Annotated in this window: 13 protein-coding genes; 12 read left to right on the top strand and 1 reads right to left on the bottom strand. The window is 64.0% G+C overall.

The features are described 5' to 3' along the window. Positions 1–50 precede the first annotated feature (50 nt). The 10 genes from ntrB (at position 51) to N551_RS0122820 (ending at position 12,265) form a co-directional block, all read left to right on the top strand. The gene (ntrB, locus tag N551_RS0122775; RefSeq protein ID WP_007593954.1) at positions 51–947 is read left to right on the top strand and encodes a nitrate ABC transporter permease; all 897 of its coding nucleotides are present in this window, start codon (positions 51–53) and stop codon (positions 945–947) included. Positions 948–957: 10 nt separating this feature from the next. Next, entirely contained in the window at positions 958–1,752 is a 795-nt protein-coding gene (locus tag N551_RS0122780; protein WP_027568839.1) for an ABC transporter ATP-binding protein, read from the top strand. Between the two features lie 338 nt (positions 1,753–2,090). Then, positions 2,091–3,482: an MFS transporter gene (locus N551_RS0122785; protein ID WP_027568840.1), complete on the top strand. Its 1,392-nt coding sequence runs from the start codon at positions 2,091–2,093 to the stop codon at positions 3,480–3,482. Positions 3,483–3,601: 119 nt separating this feature from the next. Beyond that, on the top strand, positions 3,602–4,030 hold the full coding sequence (locus tag N551_RS0122790) for a globin family protein (RefSeq protein ID WP_027568841.1): 429 nt from the start codon (positions 3,602–3,604) through the stop codon (positions 4,028–4,030). A gap of 10 nt (positions 4,031–4,040) precedes the next feature. Beyond that, complete coding sequence (locus tag N551_RS36180; RefSeq protein ID WP_081747936.1) at positions 4,041–5,258, top strand: NAD(P)/FAD-dependent oxidoreductase; 1,218 nt, start codon at positions 4,041–4,043, stop codon at positions 5,256–5,258. 15 nt (positions 5,259–5,273) lie between these two features. Continuing rightward, a complete protein-coding gene (locus N551_RS0122800; protein ID WP_027568842.1) occupies positions 5,274–7,979 on the top strand; it encodes a nitrate reductase in 2,706 nt (901 codons plus the stop codon). A gap of 231 nt (positions 7,980–8,210) precedes the next feature. Continuing rightward, positions 8,211–9,113, top strand: coding sequence for an SMP-30/gluconolactonase/LRE family protein (locus N551_RS0122805; protein ID WP_035961766.1), 903 nt, complete (start codon positions 8,211–8,213; stop codon positions 9,111–9,113). A 45-nt stretch (positions 9,114–9,158) separates the two neighbouring features. Beyond that, entirely contained in the window at positions 9,159–9,998 is an 840-nt protein-coding gene (locus tag N551_RS0122810) for an aldo/keto reductase (RefSeq protein WP_027568844.1), read from the top strand. Positions 9,999–10,184: 186 nt separating this feature from the next. Next, positions 10,185–11,126 (top strand): DMT family transporter, encoded by a 942-nt coding sequence (locus tag N551_RS0122815; protein WP_027568845.1) that lies wholly within the window; start codon positions 10,185–10,187, stop codon positions 11,124–11,126. Between the two features lie 59 nt (positions 11,127–11,185). Beyond that, on the top strand, positions 11,186–12,265 hold the full coding sequence (locus N551_RS0122820; RefSeq protein WP_027568846.1) for a zinc-binding dehydrogenase: 1,080 nt from the start codon (positions 11,186–11,188) through the stop codon (positions 12,263–12,265). A gap of 125 nt (positions 12,266–12,390) precedes the next feature. Here N551_RS0122820 and N551_RS38325 read toward each other — a convergent pair whose 3' ends face one another. After that, positions 12,391–12,723: a hypothetical protein gene (locus tag N551_RS38325; RefSeq protein ID WP_155809900.1), complete on the bottom strand. Its 333-nt coding sequence runs from the start codon at positions 12,721–12,723 to the stop codon at positions 12,391–12,393. Between the two features lie 675 nt (positions 12,724–13,398). Here N551_RS38325 and N551_RS0122825 point away from each other — a divergent pair. Both N551_RS0122825 and N551_RS0122830 read left to right on the top strand, forming a co-directional pair. Then, complete coding sequence (locus N551_RS0122825; RefSeq protein ID WP_155809901.1) at positions 13,399–15,240, top strand: hypothetical protein; 1,842 nt, start codon at positions 13,399–13,401, stop codon at positions 15,238–15,240. A 15-nt stretch (positions 15,241–15,255) separates the two neighbouring features. Then, on the top strand, positions 15,256–16,833 hold the full coding sequence (locus tag N551_RS0122830; RefSeq protein ID WP_027568848.1) for a metallophosphoesterase: 1,578 nt from the start codon (positions 15,256–15,258) through the stop codon (positions 16,831–16,833). The last annotated feature ends 11 nt before the right edge of the window (positions 16,834–16,844 follow it).

Here is a 16,844-nt window from a genome sequence, read left to right on the forward strand (position 1 = left end):
GGCCGCCTCCGGGCGGCCGCATCGCCTTTTGCAGCCGGAGAGATATTGCGATGAACATGCCCGCCACGAAGATCGAGGTTGAGACCGCGAAGCCCGCGAGCGCTGCCGCGCCGGTCGTCGCGATGACACCGAAGCGGCCACCGCGTTCGGAGACTTACGCGCGGATGGCGCGGGAGACCGCCGTGCGCGTGATCCCGCCGCTGGTCGTGATCGCGCTCTTGCTTCTGGTGTGGGAGTTGGTCTGCCGCCGTGCCGGCTCGGCACTGCCGCCGCCGTCGAAGGTGTTCAAGGACACGAAGGAGCTGATCCTCGATCCGTTCTTCGATCATGGCGGCATCGACAAGGGGCTGTTCTGGCACCTGTCCGCCAGCCTCCAGCGCGTTGCCTTCGGCTATTCGCTCTCGGCGATTGCCGGCATCGCGCTCGGCGTGCTGGTCGGGCAGTCGGTCTGGGCGATGCGTGGGCTCGATCCGCTGTTCCAGGTCTTGCGCACGATTCCGCCGCTCGCCTGGCTGCCGCTGTCGCTCGCCGCGTTCCGCGACGGCCAGCCCTCGGCGATCTTCGTCATCTTCATCACCTCGATCTGGCCGATCATCATCAACACCGCGGTCGGCATCCGCAACATCCCGCAGGATTATCGCAACGTCGCCGCAGTGGTGCAGCTCAACCCGCTCGAATTCTTCGCCAAGATCATGATTCCGGCCGCCGCGCCCTACATCTTCACGGGGCTTCGCATCGGCATCGGTCTGTCCTGGCTCGCCATCGTAGCGGCCGAGATGCTGATCGGCGGCGTCGGCATCGGCTTCTTCATCTGGGACGCCTGGAATTCCTCGCATATCAGCGAGATCATCCTGGCACTGTTCTATGTCGGCATCATCGGCTTCGTGCTCGACCGCCTGATCGCGGGCGCCGGCAAGATCGTCACCCGCGGCACCGCGCTGAACTAAGGACAAGCACATGACCGCTTATTTGAAGCTCGATCACATCGACAAGATTTTTACCCGCGGCGCAGCCTCCACGGAGGTGCTGAAGGATATCAATCTCACTATCGAGAAGGGCGAATACGTCTCGATCATCGGCCATTCCGGTTGCGGCAAGTCGACCCTGCTCAACATCATCGCAGGCCTGACCAACGCCACCACCGGCGGCGTGCTGCTCGAGAACCGCGAGGTGAACTCGCCGGGACCCGACCGTGCAGTGGTGTTCCAGAACCACAGCCTGTTGCCGTGGCTGACCGTGTACGAGAACGTCAGGCTCGGCGTCGACAAGGTCTTCGCCAAGACCAAGAAGCGCGCCGAACGCGACGCCTGGGTCATGCACAATCTCAACCTCGTGCAGATGGCTCATGCCAAGGACAAGCGTCCCTCGGAGATCTCCGGCGGCATGAAGCAGCGCGTCGGCATTGCCCGCGCGCTTGCCATGGAGCCGAAAGTGTTGCTGCTCGACGAGCCTTTCGGCGCGCTCGACGCACTGACCCGCGCGCATTTGCAGGATTCGGTGATGGCGCTGCATCAGAAGCTCGGCAACACCATTTTGATGATCACCCACGACGTCGACGAGGCGGTGCTGCTGTCCGATCGCATCGTCATGATGACGAACGGGCCGAGCGCGCGCATCGGTGAGGTGCTGGAGGTGCCGCTGGCGCGCCCGCGCAAGCGGCTCGAGCTCGCGACCAACGCCACTTACCTGAAGTGCCGGCAGCGCGTGCTCGAATTCCTCTATGAGCGTCATCGTTTCGTCGAAGCCGCGTAAACGCGTCACCAACAGGTGCTCACGCAACGCCTATTTTTGAATCATCAAGCTCAATCCTTGTGCGCCGCACAGGGATTGAGCGAATCGCAAAATTTGCGTGCGAAATAGTCTTGCAAAAATTCGGAGCACTTCGAACAAGCTTCTGAATTTCCTGCGTTTCCGGAATGCGCGCAGTTGGCACGGAAATTGAAACACCAACTGCGACGCCAACGACGACGTCCCTCAACATCATCAATCAGCATCGTAACTCGCCACCGGGGTGAAGCCTCGGAGCGCGCCTCCGTGGTCGGAGGCAGAGCCTGCAACGACGCAGCGGTGAGCCTGGAAGGGATTTTGCAATGACCAACAGTCCGACTGGTAATCAGACTTGGATCTCAGACTGGCGCCCCGAAGATGAGGCGTTCTGGAATGCGACTGGCAAGACTATCGCGCGCCGCAACCTGATCTGGTCGATCGTGGCCGAACATATCGGCTTCTCGGTCTGGCTGATCTGGAGCATCGTCACCACCAAGCTGCCGCAGGCGGGCTTCCACTACACCACCGACCAGCTGTTCCAGCTCGTCGCGGTGCCCGGGCTGATCGGCGCGTTGATGCGCTTTCCCTACACCTTCGCGGTGACGACCTTCGGCGGTCGCAACTGGACCATCTTCAGTGCGGCGATCCTGTTCATTCCGACGCTCTCGCTCGCCTATTTCGTCGGCCAGCCCGACACGCCATTCTGGCTGATGCTGCTGATTGCCTCGACCGCCGGTCTCGGCGGCGGCAATTTTGCCTCCAGCATGACCAACATCTCGTTCTTCTTCCCCGACCGGATGAAGGGGTGGGCGCTCGGACTGAATGCGGCCGGTGGCAATATCGGCGTCTCGAGCGTGCAGCTGTTGACCCCGATCCTGATGACGCTCGCCGTCATCAACCTGTTCCAGGCAACGCCCGTCGACGGCGTCTTCCTTCAAAACGCCGGCCTGATGTGGGTGCTGCCGATCGCGATCGCGGTGTTCGGCGCAGTGTTCTTCATGAACAACCTGATCACAGCCAAGTCGTCGATCAAGAACCAGCTCGCCGTGGTCAAGCGCAAGCACACCTGGATCATGGCGTATCTCTATATCGGCACGTTCGGCTCCTTCATCGGCTACTCGGCGGCATTTCCGCTGCTGATCAAGACCCAGTTCCCGCAAGTGACGATTGCGATCGCCTTCCTGGGACCGCTGGTCGGCTCGCTGTCGCGGCCGCTCGGCGGCTGGCTTGCCGACAGGATCGGCGGCTCGGTCATCACGTTCTGGAATTTCATCGTGATGGCAGGCGCGACGATCGGCGTGCTCTACTTCGTCGGGCACAAGGATTTCATCGGCTTCTTGTCGATGTTCCTGGTCCTGTTCGTGACGACGGGCATCGGCAACGGTTCGACCTACCGCATGATCCCCTCGATCTTCCGCGAGCAGAATCTGTTCAGGGTGCGCGGCAAGGGCGATGCGGAGCGCGCGCTCGCCTTGAAGACGGCGAGCATCGAGAGCGGTGCTGCGGTTGGCTTCATCGGCGCGGTCGGTGCCGTCGGGGGCTATCTGATCCCGACCGGCTTCGGCAAGTCGATCGCGCTGACCGGCGGGCCGCAGCTCGCGCTCGCGATCTATCTCGGCTTCTACGCCTCCTGCCTCGCGCTGACCTGGTGGTTCTATCTGCGTCGCAGCCCGCAGGGCGAAGGCGCGTCAAGCCTCGCCGGAGCACGTGTCTAATACTTGGTACGAATCTCGCTTCTCCCCGTACGCGGGGAGAAGCATTGCCCGACAGTTTGACAATGAACCTGGTTCGCAATGGCGCGCACCAAGGCAAACCCAACAGGCAGGAGAACATCATGACGCCAGAACAGATCACCCTCGTGCAACAGAGCTTTGCCAAGGTCGCGCCGATTTCCGCGCAAGCCGCGGTGCTGTTCTACGATCGCCTGTTCGAGGTCGCGCCGTCCGTGCGCGCGATGTTTCCGGAGGACATGACCGAGCAGCGCAAGAAGCTGATGGGCATGCTCGCTGCCGTCGTCGGCGGCCTGTCGAACCTGGACTCGATTCTTCCCGCGGCCTCGGCGCTTGCGAAGCGTCACGTCGGCTATGGCGCCAAGGCCGAGCACTACCCCGTGGTCGGCGCGACCTTGCTGTGGACCTTGGAGAAGGGCCTCGGCGAGGCCTGGACGCCCGAACTCGCTGCCGCCTGGACCGACGCCTACGGCGTGTTGTCCGGCTACATGATGTCCGAGGCCTACGGCGCACAGTCGCAGGCCGCTGAATAGGAGATGCGTTGTGAGTGAACCGCTGGTCATCGTCGGTAACGGTATGGCGGCCGCGCGTCTGGTCGACGAGCTCGCCAAGACTTCGCTCGGCCGCTACGCGGTCGCCGTGATCGGCGAGGAGCCGCGGCTCGCTTACAACCGCGTTCTGCTCTCCTCCGTGCTGGCCGGCGAGACCGGCTCGCACGAGATCGAGCTTCGTCCCGCCGACTGGTGGCGCCATCGCGGCGTCACGGTGCGCTACGGCTATCGCGTCAGCGAGATCGACACCGGCCGACGCGAGCTCAAGATCGAAGGCGAAGAGAGCATGGAATATTCCAAGCTCGTGCTCGCCGTCGGCTCGACGCCGCTGCGGCTCAACGTGCCGGGCGCCGACCTTTCCGGCGTGCACACCTTCCGCGACACCCGCGACGTCGATCTGCTGCTGACGCTCGCTGCCGCAAGGAAGCGCGTCGTCGTGGTCGGCGGCGGTCTGCTCGGACTCGAAGCGGCCTACGGCCTCGCCAAGGCCGGTGCGCCCGTGACGCTGCTGCATCTGATGGACCGGCTGATGGAGCGCCAGCTCGATGCGCCCGCTGCCGACCTGCTCAAGACGCTGGTCGAGCGCAAGGGCATTCGCATCCTGCTCAATGCATCCACAGCGCGCATCCACGGCGAGGGCCGTGTCGAAGCGGTCGAGCTTGCCGACGGCACCCGCATCGAGGCCGATGCGGTGATCTTCGCCGCCGGCATCAGGCCCAACATTGCGCTGGCGAAGGACGCCGGCATCGCAGTCAACCGCGGCATCGTCGTCAACGACGAGATGCAGACGGCGTCACCCGATATCTACGCGCTCGGCGAGTGCGCCGAGCATCGCGGCACCTGCTACGGCCTCGTCGAGCCTGCTTACGAGCAGGCGCGGGTTCTGGCGCGGCATCTCTCTGGTCGTCCTGCGGCCTATCAGGGCAGCGTGGTCTCGACCAATCTGAAGGTGTCGGGCGTCAGCGTGTTCTCCGCCGGCGACTTCATGGGCGGGGAGGGTAGCGAGAGCCTCGTGCTGTCAGACCGCAGGCGCGGCACTTACAAGAAGCTCGTCATCGCCGAGGGCCGGCTCACCGGCGCCCTGCTGATCGGCGATACCGTCGATGCGCTCTGGTATCTCGAACTGATCCGCAACCGCGAAAAGGTGGCGGCGATCCGCGCCGACATGATGTTCGGCCGCGTGCTCGCGCGTCCCTCCAAAGCGGCTTGATAGAGGCGGCTTGAAATGACGGCGATCGATCCCACGCTCCGTGCCACCAAGACGACCTGTCCGTATTGCGGCGTCGGCTGCGGCGTGCTGGCGACGCCGGACGGCAAGGGCGGCGCGGCGATCGCGGGCGATCCCGATCATCCTGCCAATTTCGGCCGGCTGTGCTCCAAGGGCTCGGCGCTCGGCGAGACGGTCGGGCTGGAAAGCCGGCTGCTCTATCCGATGATCCGCTGCAAGGGCGTGCTCGAACGCGTCGCCTGGAGCGATGCGCTCGATCACGTCGCCCACCGCATGCAGCACATCGTCGCGCGCGATGGCGCCGACGCGGTCGCATTCTATCTCTCTGGCCAACTGCTGACCGAGGACTATTACGTCGCCAACAAGCTGATGAAGGGTTTTGTCGGCACGGCCAACGTCGACACCAATTCGCGGCTGTGCATGTCGTCCTCGGTCGCCGGTCACCGCCGCGCCTTCGGCGCCGACACCGTGCCCGGCTGCTACGAGGATCTCGACCAGGCCGATCTGCTGGTGTTCGTCGGCTCGAATGCCGCCTGGTGCCACCCGGTCCTGTTCCAGCGCATGTTGAAGAACCGTGGGGAGCGCGGCGCCCGCATGATCGTGATCGATCCGCGCCGCACCGACACCGCGACCGATGTCGATCTGTTCCTGGGCCTCAAGCCCGGCACCGACACGGCGCTGTTCTGCGGCCTGTTCGTTCACCTCGCCGACAATGGTGCACTGGATCAGGATTACATCGCGCAAAACACGTCGGGCTTTGACGACGCGCTGGCGCGCGCACGCAGCATTGCCGGCAGCGTCACCGCGACCGCAGTGGCCACCGGCCTTTCCGAGCAGGACGTTGCCACCTTTTTCAAGATGTTCCGTGACACGCCCCGCGTCGTCACGCTGTACTCGCAAGGCGTCAATCAGTCGGCGCAGGGCACCGACAAGGTCAACGCGATCCTGAACTGCCATCTTGCGACGGGGCGCATCGGCAAGCCGGGTGCCTCGCCGTTCTCGCTCACCGGCCAGCCCAACGCGATGGGCGGCCGCGAGGTCGGCGGCCTCGCCAACCAGCTCGCCGCACACATGAACTTCACGCCGCCGGACATCGACCGTGTCAGGCGGTTCTGGAAGGCGCCGCGCATCGCCACCCATGAAGGGTTGAAGGCGGTGCAGCTGTTCGAAGCCATCAACCGCGGCGAGGTCAAGGCCCTGTGGGTGATGGGCACCAACCCCGCAGTGTCGCTGCCCGACGCGGACTTCGTGCGCGAGGCGCTGAAGAAGCTCGAGCTGTTCGTGGTCTCCGAGAACGTGCTCTCCAACGACACGATCGATGCCGGCCCGCACGTGCTGCTGCCCGCGCTCGCCTGGGGCGAGAAGTCGGGCACCGTGACCAATTCCGAGCGCCGCATCTCGCGCCAGCGTTCGTTCCTGCCGGCGCCCGGCGAGGCGCGGCCGGACTGGTGGATCCTGAGCGAAACCGCAAAACGCCTCGGCTTCGGCGACAGTTTCAGTTACAAATCCGCAGCCGACATCTTTCGCGAGCACGCCGCGCTCTCGGCGTTCGAGAACGATGGCAGCCGCGACTTCGATATCGGCGCGCTGACCTCGCTGTCCGACGAGGGCTTCGACGCCTTGAAGGCCGTGCAGTGGCCCACACGTGAAGGTGGGGCGCCCGGCGAGCGCTTCTTCGCGGCCGGCGGGTTCTTCACCAATGACGGCAAGGGCCGCTTCGTCGCGCCGGAGGTGCCGGCGCTGCGTGGCGAGACCGGGCCGTCGCGGCCGCTGCGGCTCAACACCGGACGCATCCGCGACCAGTGGCACACCATGACGCGCACGGGCCTCAGCCAGCGGCTCGGCGCGCATCTGCCAGAGCCGTTCGTCGAGATTCATCCCGATGACGCCAACAAATACAACGTCGTCCATGACGGCTACGCCCGCATCACCACCGACTACGGTCAGTGCACCCTCAAGGTCGTCGTCAGCGACCGCCAGCAGCGCGGCACGCTGTTCGCGCCGATCCACTGGAGTGCGATGAACGCCTCGCACGGTCGCGTCGGGGCGTTGGTCGCACCGTTCACCGATCCGTTCTCGGGGCAGCCGGAGTCCAAGGCGACACCAGCCGCGATCGGGCCTTATGAATACGTCTTCCGGGGCTTTGCGTTGTCGCGCAAGCAGCTGGACCTGCCGCCAAACCTGATGTGGACGCGCGTCACTGTTGCCGGCGGCTTCGGCTATCTCTTCGCCGACAATGCGGACCTGTCGCGCTGGCCGGCCTGGCTCGGTGGCGTTGCCGGCGAGGACGTCGCCGACTATCGCGACTTCGGCGGCGGCGTTTATCGCGCGGCGTCGTTTGCCGGCGACCGCATCGAAACCTGCCTGTTCGTCGGCCCCGCGCATGATGCCGGCGATTGGGAGGTGGTGAAGAGCCTGTTCGTCGCCGACCATGTCACCGACGAGCAGCGGCGCATGCTGTTGTCCGGTAAGTCGAGCGAGGGCGCGGCGTCGACCGGTCCGGTCGTCTGCGCCTGCTTCGGTGTCGGCCGCGGCACCATCTGCGACACCATCGTCGCAGGCGCGCGCACGGCCGCCGAGATCGGCGCAAAGCTCAAGGCCGGCACCAATTGCGGCTCCTGCATTCCCGAGCTGAAGCGCCTGATCGCGACGACGGAGCTGGCACCAGTGAAGCAGGCGAAGGTCGCGGGCGCTGCGGGGTAGAAGCGACTTTCTCGGTCGTCGCCGCATACTCCGCCGTCATCGCCCGGCTTGACCGGGCGATCCAGTACGCCGAGACGCCTGTGATCAAGCGGTAAGGCGACGGCGTACTGGATTCCCCGCTTTCGCGGGGAATGACAGCGGGGCGGGGCGCTACGCCTCAGCCCAATCGACGCACGACCCATTGTGCCCTATGGTGCCGCGCTCTCGCCCTCAACGCGCAAAACAACAATGATGTACCTGGAAACGCCGCCACGCCTGATCGAGACCAGGCTCTTCTCCGCCATGCCCGACAAATTCCGCCGCAAGGGCGAGCAGACGGATTGGGCCGATGCCAATCGGTCGGGCGTGCCGACAGACTCCTTCATCGAGGGCCCGTCGTTCGACAAAGATGGCAATCTCTACATCGTCGACATTCCCTTCGGCCGCATCTTCCGCATTGCGCCTGACGGCGAATGGTCGCTGGCGATTGAATATGAGGGCTGGCCGAACGGGCTGAAGATCGCGGCGGACGGTCGCATCCTGGTTGCCGATTACAGGCACGGCATCATGGCGTTTGACGCCGAGGCAGGCCGCATTGCGCCGGTGCTGACCTCGCGCAACTCGGAGTCCTTCCGCGGCTGCAACGACCTGCATCTCGCTTCCAACGGCGACATCTATTTTACCGACCAGGGTCAGACCGGCCTGCATGACCCCAGCGGCCGTGTCTATCGCCTGACGCCAGGCGGCCGGCTGGATTGCCTTGTTAACACCGGTATCAGCCCAAATGGTCTGGTGCTCGATCCAACGGAGACCGTGCTGTTCGTCGCGATGACGCGCGACAACGCGGTGTGGCGGCTGCCGTTCATGAAGGACGGCAGCGTCTCGAAGGTCGGCCGCTTCTGCTCGCTGTTCGGTACCAGTGGCCCCGATGGCTTGACCATGGATGCCAAGGGCCGCCTGTTCGTCGGTCACGCCTCGCTCGGCCATGTCTTCGTGTTCGCGCCCAACGGCGAATTGATTGCGCGGGTCAAGTCGTGCGCGGGGCCGAATTGCACCAATGTCGCGATCGGTGGCGCGAACAAAGATCGGCTCTATATCACGGAGTCTGCCACCGGTAGCGTATTGGTCGCCGACATCGGCGTATTGAACTCTTGAGCTTGATGGCGGTTGGCTGAACGAACGAGTGGTATCGGAGCAATTATGAACACGAAACCCTTCGGCAAAACCGGTGCCAGCGTCTCTGTCATCGGGCAGGGCACCTGGTATCTCGACCATGGCGATCGTAAGCGCGCGATCGCGGCGCTACAGCGCGGGCTCGATCTCGGCATGACCCACATCGACACCGCCGAGATGTATGGCGATGCCGAGCTCGTCATTGCGGACGCGATCGCGGGCCGCCGCGACGAGGTGTTCCTGGTGTCAAAGGTGCTGCCGAGCAACGCCTCCCGCCGCGGAACCATCACCGCCTGTGAGCGCTCGCTGAAGCGGCTGAAGACCGATCGGCTCGATTGCTATCTGCTGCATTGGCGCGGTTCGTATCCGCTAGAGGACACCGTGGCCGCATTCGAGGAACTGGTGGGGGCCGGCAAGATCAAATCCTGGGGCGTTTCCAATTTCGATGCCGATGATCTCGACGAGATGCTCGGCGCCGCCGGCGAAGACCGCATCGCCTGCAATCAGGTGCTCTATCATCTGAAGGAACGCGCGATCGAGCATGCCGTGATCCCGTGGTGCGAACAGCATGGTGTCGCCGTGGTCGCCTATTCGCCATTCGGCCACGACGATTTCCCTGCAAGCAGCAGCAAGGGCGGCGCGGTGCTGGCGCGCATCGCGGAGGCGCGTCGCGCGACGCCGCGCCAGGTCGCGCTGAGCTTCCTCACCCGTGCGACTACGGTGTTCGCGATTCCGAAGGCGTCGTCCGCGGAACATGCCGGCGAAAATGCCGCGGCTGGCGATCTCGTGCTGACGAAAGAGGAGATTGCGGCGCTCGATGCGGCGTTTCCGCGCGGTCCGAAGCCGCGCGGACTGCCTATGCTGTAGTGCACAAACGCCTATTCTTAATGGAGTCTTGACGCGCGCGGACGTGAGCGCATATCGGCATCCTGTTTTCGGAAGTTGTGAAAGCGGCGCAATTATCGTTTTTTACGATCATTCCCGATTCGCATTTTCTAGGTTCCAGCCGTGACCCCGCCGCCCGCCGCAGCCGCAAGGCTCGACAGTATTCCCATGCCTATGCCGGAAAAGAAGCCGCAGACGCGCCGCGCGCCCGCGCGCGTCGATCATCCCTTTAAGGGCATCGCGCTGGTGCTGCTGTCGACGATCTTTCTCGGTTGCTCCGATGTCACCGCGAAATATTTGTCGTCGAGCCTGCCGTCGATCGAGATCACCTGGATCCGCTTCGTGACGTTCGCGCTGATGTTCACGCCGGTGATGCTGCCGGGCTCGCCGCTGCATGCCATGCGCACCGAGCGCCTCGGCCTGCAGCTGATGCGCGGCGCGGCATTGCTCGGCTCTTCGCTGTTCTTCATCACCGGCCTGAGCTTCCTGCCGATCGCGGAAGCGTCCGCGACCGGCTTCGTCTCGCCGCTGTTCGTCACCGCGCTCTCGATCGTCTTCCTGAGCGAGAAGGTGGGCATGCGCCGCTGGATCGCCACCGCGATCGGCCTGACCGGCGTGCTGATCATCCTGCGCCCGGGCTCCAGCGCGTTTCACGCCGCCGCGTTCTTCCCGATCGTCTCGGCGTTCTGCTGGGCTGCGGCGCTGATCCTGACGCGCATGATGAGCGGGCGCGAAGCTGTCCTTACCACGATGGCCTATTCGGCGCTGACGGGCGTTGCGATCCTCTCTCTGATGGTCCCGTTCGTCTGGGTCACGCCGACCTGGACCGCGATCGGGCTCGGCATCGTGATCGGCGTCGCCTCCACCGTTGGCCAGTGGATCATCGTGCTGGCCTATCGCTACGGCGATGCCTCGGTGCTGGCGCCGTTCTCGTACACGCAGTTGCTGTGGGTGAGCATTCTGGGCTTCTTCCTGTTCGGCGAAGTGCCTGATGTCTGGACCGTCACCGGTGCAGCCTTCATCGTCGCCAGCGGGCTCTACATCGCCCATCGCGAGCGCATCCGTCGCGCCCAGCTCCTGATCATGGAAGAGCGTTCCCCGAACCCCTGACGCAAGTTCACGCGTCCGCTTCGTGCTATCAACGGCTCCAACAAGACGGGAGGAGCCGAATGCGCGCTGCGATTTTCAGGAACGGTGAGATTGTCGTGGACCGGATGGCCGAGCCAAAGCCGGGCCCCGGCCAGGTCCTGGTCAAGACGCTCGCCTGCGGCATCTGTGGCTCCGATCTGCACGCACGCCAGCACGCCCACCGCATGGTGGAGATGGCGCGAAAGACCGGGCGCAAGCCGATGGACCTCGCCCACGACGTCGTGTTCGGCCATGAGTTCTGCTGCGAGATCGTCGACTTCGGCCCGGGGACTGTGCGCAAGCTCAAGCCGGGCACGCGCGTCTGCTCGCTGCCGGCCCTGGTGACGCCGCAGGGCATTGAAGGCATCGGCTATTCCAACGACAATATTGGCGGCTACGCCGAGGCGATGCTGCTGAGCGAAGCGCTGCTGCTCGAGGTGCCCAACGGTCTCGCGCCGGAGCATGCCGCGCTCACCGAGCCGCTCGCGGTCGGCGTTCACGCCGTCGCCAAGGCCAACATCCGTGGCGGCGAGGTCCCGCTCGTGATCGGCTGCGGACCGGTCGGGCTCGCGGTGATTGCGGCGCTGAAGCTCAAGGGCCTGCATCCGATCGTCGCCGCTGACTATTCGCCGGCGCGGCGCGCGCTTGCGGCAAAACTCGGCGCCGATATCGTCGTGGATCCAAGGGTGTCGCAGCCCTATGCGACCTGGGCCGAGCATGCGCAAATGTCCGACGCGGAAAAGGCGGCGCGCCCACCGTTCCTGGCGATGCTGCCCGCGCTGAAGCCCGCGATCATCTTCGAATGCGTCGGCGTGCCGGGTCTGTTGCAGCAGGTGTTCGAAGGCGCGCCGCGCGATGCCAGGATCGTCGTGGTCGGTGTGTGCATGGAGACCGACAGGAGCGAGCCCATGCTCGGCATCATGAAGGAACTCAACGTTCAGTATGTGCTCGGCTACACGCCCGACGAATTCGCAGCCTCACTGCGCCTGATCGCCGAAGGGCAGGTGGATGCGGCGGCGATGGTGACGGCGGAAGTCGGCATCGACGGCGTCGCGAAGGCGTTTGCCGATCTCGCCAATCCTGAAGTCCACACCAAGATCATCGTGCAGCCTTGGCGGTGATTGCCCATCGCGGCGCGCGACCGCTAACCTGTTGCGGCGATCGGCCGCGTGCGGCCTAGCCGGGAGAGGAGTTCCCGGGCGCGCGCACACGTAAGGGTAGACGGGGCTGGGTTCTTGTGACAATCTTAGGCGTTATTTTTTAGTAATTCATTTTTTGCGGGTTCGCCGTGGCAGACATTCAGGCCGCAGAAGCGCGCACGCTGATGTCCCCTGTCAGGACAGTGTTTCTGGGGGCGGTCGGCACTCTCGTTTGCGTTTTGCTTGCGTGGTTTGAAGTCTACGGGCTGGCTGCTGTTGGCGTCGATGTGCCGCCGCTCTGGTTCGTGACACTGATCGCAGCCAATCTCGGTCTCATGGCGTTCGTCGCGTTCCGCTCCCGTCGGTTCGCACGGCGATGGCTCGTTGCGGGTGGCATGGCGAGTTTCACTGTCGTCGCGGGCGTGTTCCTGTTGCTGCAATCGGCAGCTCTGAACCTGATGCGGGAGGCGAACATTTCGCTCCCGTCTCCACCCAGCATCGCTGCCGGAGGCCACGATCCGCCGGCGGCGCCGCATTTGCCGTCCGACCTGCCGAGAGTTCCAACTGCGACCGCGCCGCCGTCGGTCGATACAGCGCCGATCGTCAAGCAGGCTCCCGCTCGCATCGATACCAAGGTCGCCAGAGTAGATGATAGGGCGCAGTCGCTGCCTGAGGCGACGCCGCAGATCGCGCCCGAACCTCAACAGGCTCCGCCGATGCCGCGCCCGGGCGCCGACGTGCAGGCGTCGGCTCAAGAGGGGATGCCGGCTCCCAAAAATGGTCGAGTCGCCACGATCGATGGGACGGCCGAACCGCCGCCGCGATTGGGGCCGCGGGCCGCGCCCATCCGCGAGCGACCACCTTCGATGTCGCCATCCATGGCCCCCGCGCCGCCGATAGCCTCTGCGACGCCGGGTTCCGCATTCCCGCCTGTTGCCTCCGCACCACCACCGGCCGGGTCCCCGGCACCACCTGCGCCCAGGCCTGTCCCGCCCGGCACGCGGCTTTCTCGGATGGACGGCAACTTTGGTAACTTCGTGGGCCGGGCAGCGCCGCCACTCGATATCGACGGCAATATGAGGGCTGACGTGCGTCCCTCGGGACGAATGGCGCCGATGGGATCGAGACCCGCTGGTGAAGTTGCGGTCGACGGGCAGGTCACGCCCTCGCCAACGCCAAGCCCGACGCCAGTCCCCAATGCGGGTTCGCCAACACCCGAACCTGTCAATACCTCTGCCTATTGGAATAGCTGGTTCGTCGATGGCGCCGGACCGGCGGGAAATATCCTCATCGCCAACAACACCTACACCTACACTCTCGATGTTGCTGCCTTCAATTACACCTTGCTGCGCCGGATCACGCAGTCTGCGGGCGCGAAAGTGGATCCAGCGTTCGAGGAGATGATCGCCGATCCCAGAAATCGCGAGATCGTCCTGACCATCAAACCACTCGTTCCCGAGGGCTCGAGCCTGCGGCTGGGAGACGATCGTCATTCCTACACTTTGAAGATCGATCTCGAGAAGATCCGGCATCCTGATGCAGATGCCGCAAGGAAATTTGCCGACGGGTCGATGTCGATCACCGAGTTTTCGGCGAAGGCTAGCGCCGGCAGCATTCAGATCGCGCTGACGGCGGAATCGCAGGGCTGTGCGACGGTTGCGTTCGCCATCTTCAGAGGGCTCCAACCACTCGATCATCTCGTGCAGCGTGTGTCGATCGGCGAGACCAGCACGTCCGCGCCCGTCTGCGACAGTGCAGATCCGGCACAGGCCGACGCGCTTTCCAGCGGCCTTAATCCGCTGCGCAAAGTTTCGCTCGGAATGGAGGGCTCAGGTGCCGATGCGACGGCGGCGGCCGCGCTTCACATCTTCGATTTCGAAGCCTACAGCATGGCGGTGTTCGTCGATGGTCGGCCGGGCAAGACCCCGGTCTATGGTTGGCAGACCGCTTCGAGCGTCGTCGACTTTCTCAGAACCGATCGCTTCCAGAACATGATTCTGAAGGCGCGCCGGGATTCCGCAGACAAGAAGCCGGGCAGCTACCTCCCCGCTGCCAAGGAGCTTGCAAAGATCCTGTTCTCCACGAAATCCGGAAATTCGACGGAGGACGACGCCAAGAACGCCTGGGCAGCTTTCCGGGCCATCGTCCGCGAAAGTACCAGGTCTCCCGTGGTGGTGGTGCGCGTCGCCTCGGACGTGATCAGCGGCCAGAATCGCAGCATCTACGTTCCGCTCGGAATTCTCGGCGCCAAGGGACCGGATCCAGTACTGGACAAGCCGATCATCGTGGTGCAGCCGATGGCGATCGAGCGATATCCGTCTCGCGACAAGTGCATCGGCGACTGGATGTTTGCAGTTCCTGACGGCTTGGAGAACGTTCCTGGCGCCGTGATGCCCCCAGGCTTCTTCCCCGCCAAGGTCCCGGGAACGCGAATTTCCGAGATGGACAAGCTCAGGCAATATCTCGCCGCGACGACGGGCTCGGTGCCGTTGCTGACGTTGGCGTCTGCTTCCGCGGTCGGATTCGTCGTTCTCGCTCACCAGGATGAGGGAGCGATGTGGTTCGCGGAATCGACGGATCACATCATTTCGCAAGATATCGAGAAGAAATTTCCGTCCGGGAGCGTCGGCATTTTCGCCGCCTGTTCAGCCGCGTCCGCCAAGGGCCGGAACATTGAGCTGCTGCAGCGGCTGAACGAGCAGGGATTCGACACTTTGATCGCCTCGCCATTCACGATTGACGCTGGCTACGGTGTCGTCTTCGCCAGCACGTTTGCGGAGATCATGGCCGAGGTCGCCTCGGAGAAGCCGCCCCCCACCATTCTCGATCTCTTCGACAAGACGATCGCGCGGACGGCGCAAAAATTCAAAGACAGGACCGACGCCGACTACAGCGAGCTGGGCCTTGAATATGTCCTGCTCGGCAACCCCGCGATCAAGCTCTGCGTCCAGCCCTAACCAGCAAGGTGCGGCATGAAATTTCGTCAGACGGCAGCGGTCATCTTCGCATTCATCCTGGCTTCGCCGGTTGCTCTGGCGCGGGCCGACGATGCGAACGCGCCTGCCGTCGCAAGGGTGCTCTATCAGGCGCCAGCCGCCTCGCCCCGGCACAGCGTGTTCATCAGCGATCTGCATTTCGGCGTCGGCAAGCAGGCCGGCGGTGCATGGGACCCGACGGAAGACTTCCGCTGGCCGACAGCGCTGGAGGGCTTCCTGAACAAGATCACGGAGGATGGCCAGCAACGCGTCGATCTCGTCATCGTCGGCGACTTTCTCGAACTCTGGCAGCCGCCGGCCGGGATCAAATGCGACGGTGCGGGGGCCGACCTCGGCTGCACGATCGACGAGATGGCCGCTTTGGTCGAGAAAGTGGCCGCCGAACATGCAGCCGATCTTGCCATCTTGCGCGCGTTTGCCGAGCGCGGCGAAAACCGGTTGCACATCATCGTCGGCAATCACGACTCGACATTGCGCTATGCCGCGATCTGGAATGCGCTCGGAGCCGCGTTGAATGCCGGCAGTGGCCGCATCAACCTCGTGACCGAAGGCGCGTGGATTTCTGCTGACGGCCGAATTCTGGCGGAGCACGGCAACCAGATCGGTCAGGACGTCAACAAATACGCAACATGGCCCACGATATCGCGTCACGTCGGCGGCAAGGACTACATCGTTCGGCCATGGGGCGAGCTGTTCGTTCAGCGCCTGTTCAACGACCAGGAAAAGACCTATTCGATAATCGACAATCTCAGCCCGGAGACCGCGGGGGCCCGGTATCGCGCCGCGGATCGAGGGCTTTGGGGCTCAGCTTCCGACGTCGCCAGATTGTTAAGCTTCAACCTGCTGGAAACGTCGCTGAGACAGAAATCCGTCATGCTCGGGAAGCCTCCTGCCGGCAAGGTCAACTGGGATATCGGGATCGCGCGCGCGAAGGGCGCGATGCTTTTCCTCTATGCGTTGCCGAAGGAGGATCCGCTCAGGCAGCAATTGTCGAGTAACGACGACGACGCGAAGGCGATCAAGGCGGAGTTGGCTAAACTGGCGAATGACAAGGAGCGCTTACCCGACGCGGAAGTTCAACAGCTCTGCGATATGATCGCCGTGAATGAAAAGGATCAAATCTGCTGGGACATGCAGCTTGGAAGTCTTGCCGAACATTTCCTCTCGTCCAAGAGCAAGGTGATGGCGAAACATCTCGCCGCTCGTCAAGCCGACTACAAGTCGATGCGCGTCTTCATTTATGGTCACACGCACCAGTTCGAGGAGCCCTGGCGTGTCGAGGTCGAAGGCTCGCCGGTGACGATTACGATCGCGAACACCGGCGCATTCCAGCGATTGATCGATGACGCAGGGTTCCTCAGGCGGCTTGGCGGCCGCCCGCCGGAAGAAGCGTTGCGCTCGATGAGCCTTGAAGAATTGCCGCCCTGCTACACGGCCGTTGTCGTGTCGGCTCCCGCGTCAGGACAGCTTCCCGTTCCCAAGACTGTGGCGTGGCACATGCCGGAAGACGGTGCCGGCAGCTTCACAACGCCTGACGACCCGAAGTGTCGTTGAGCGGGGGCTGC

It is taken from the genome of Bradyrhizobium sp. URHA0013 (assembly GCF_000518345.1).
In the GTDB taxonomy this organism is placed as follows: domain Bacteria; phylum Pseudomonadota; class Alphaproteobacteria; order Rhizobiales; family Xanthobacteraceae; genus Bradyrhizobium.

Excerpts from the sequence above, each read along its gene's own strand:
- N551_RS0122790 (WP_027568841.1), top strand. The coding sequence starts at position 3,602 with ATGACGCCAGAACAGATCACCCTCGTGCAACAGAGCTTTGCCAAGGTC.
- N551_RS0122810 (WP_027568844.1), top strand. The coding sequence starts at position 9,159 with ATGAACACGAAACCCTTCGGCAAAACCGGTGCCAGCGTCTCTGTCATC.
- N551_RS0122780 (WP_027568839.1), top strand. The coding sequence starts at position 958 with ATGACCGCTTATTTGAAGCTCGATCACATCGACAAGATTTTTACCCGC.
- N551_RS0122825 (WP_155809901.1), top strand. The coding sequence starts at position 13,399 with ATGGGATCGAGACCCGCTGGTGAAGTTGCGGTCGACGGGCAGGTCACG.
- ntrB (WP_007593954.1), top strand. The coding sequence starts at position 51 with ATGAACATGCCCGCCACGAAGATCGAGGTTGAGACCGCGAAGCCCGCG.
- N551_RS0122785 (WP_027568840.1), top strand. The coding sequence starts at position 2,091 with ATGACCAACAGTCCGACTGGTAATCAGACTTGGATCTCAGACTGGCGC.
- N551_RS0122805 (WP_035961766.1), top strand. The coding sequence starts at position 8,211 with ATGTACCTGGAAACGCCGCCACGCCTGATCGAGACCAGGCTCTTCTCC.
- N551_RS0122800 (WP_027568842.1), top strand. The coding sequence starts at position 5,274 with ATGACGGCGATCGATCCCACGCTCCGTGCCACCAAGACGACCTGTCCG.
- N551_RS0122815 (WP_027568845.1), top strand. The coding sequence starts at position 10,185 with ATGCCTATGCCGGAAAAGAAGCCGCAGACGCGCCGCGCGCCCGCGCGC.
- N551_RS0122830 (WP_027568848.1), top strand. The coding sequence starts at position 15,256 with ATGAAATTTCGTCAGACGGCAGCGGTCATCTTCGCATTCATCCTGGCT.
- N551_RS0122820 (WP_027568846.1), top strand. The coding sequence starts at position 11,186 with ATGCGCGCTGCGATTTTCAGGAACGGTGAGATTGTCGTGGACCGGATG.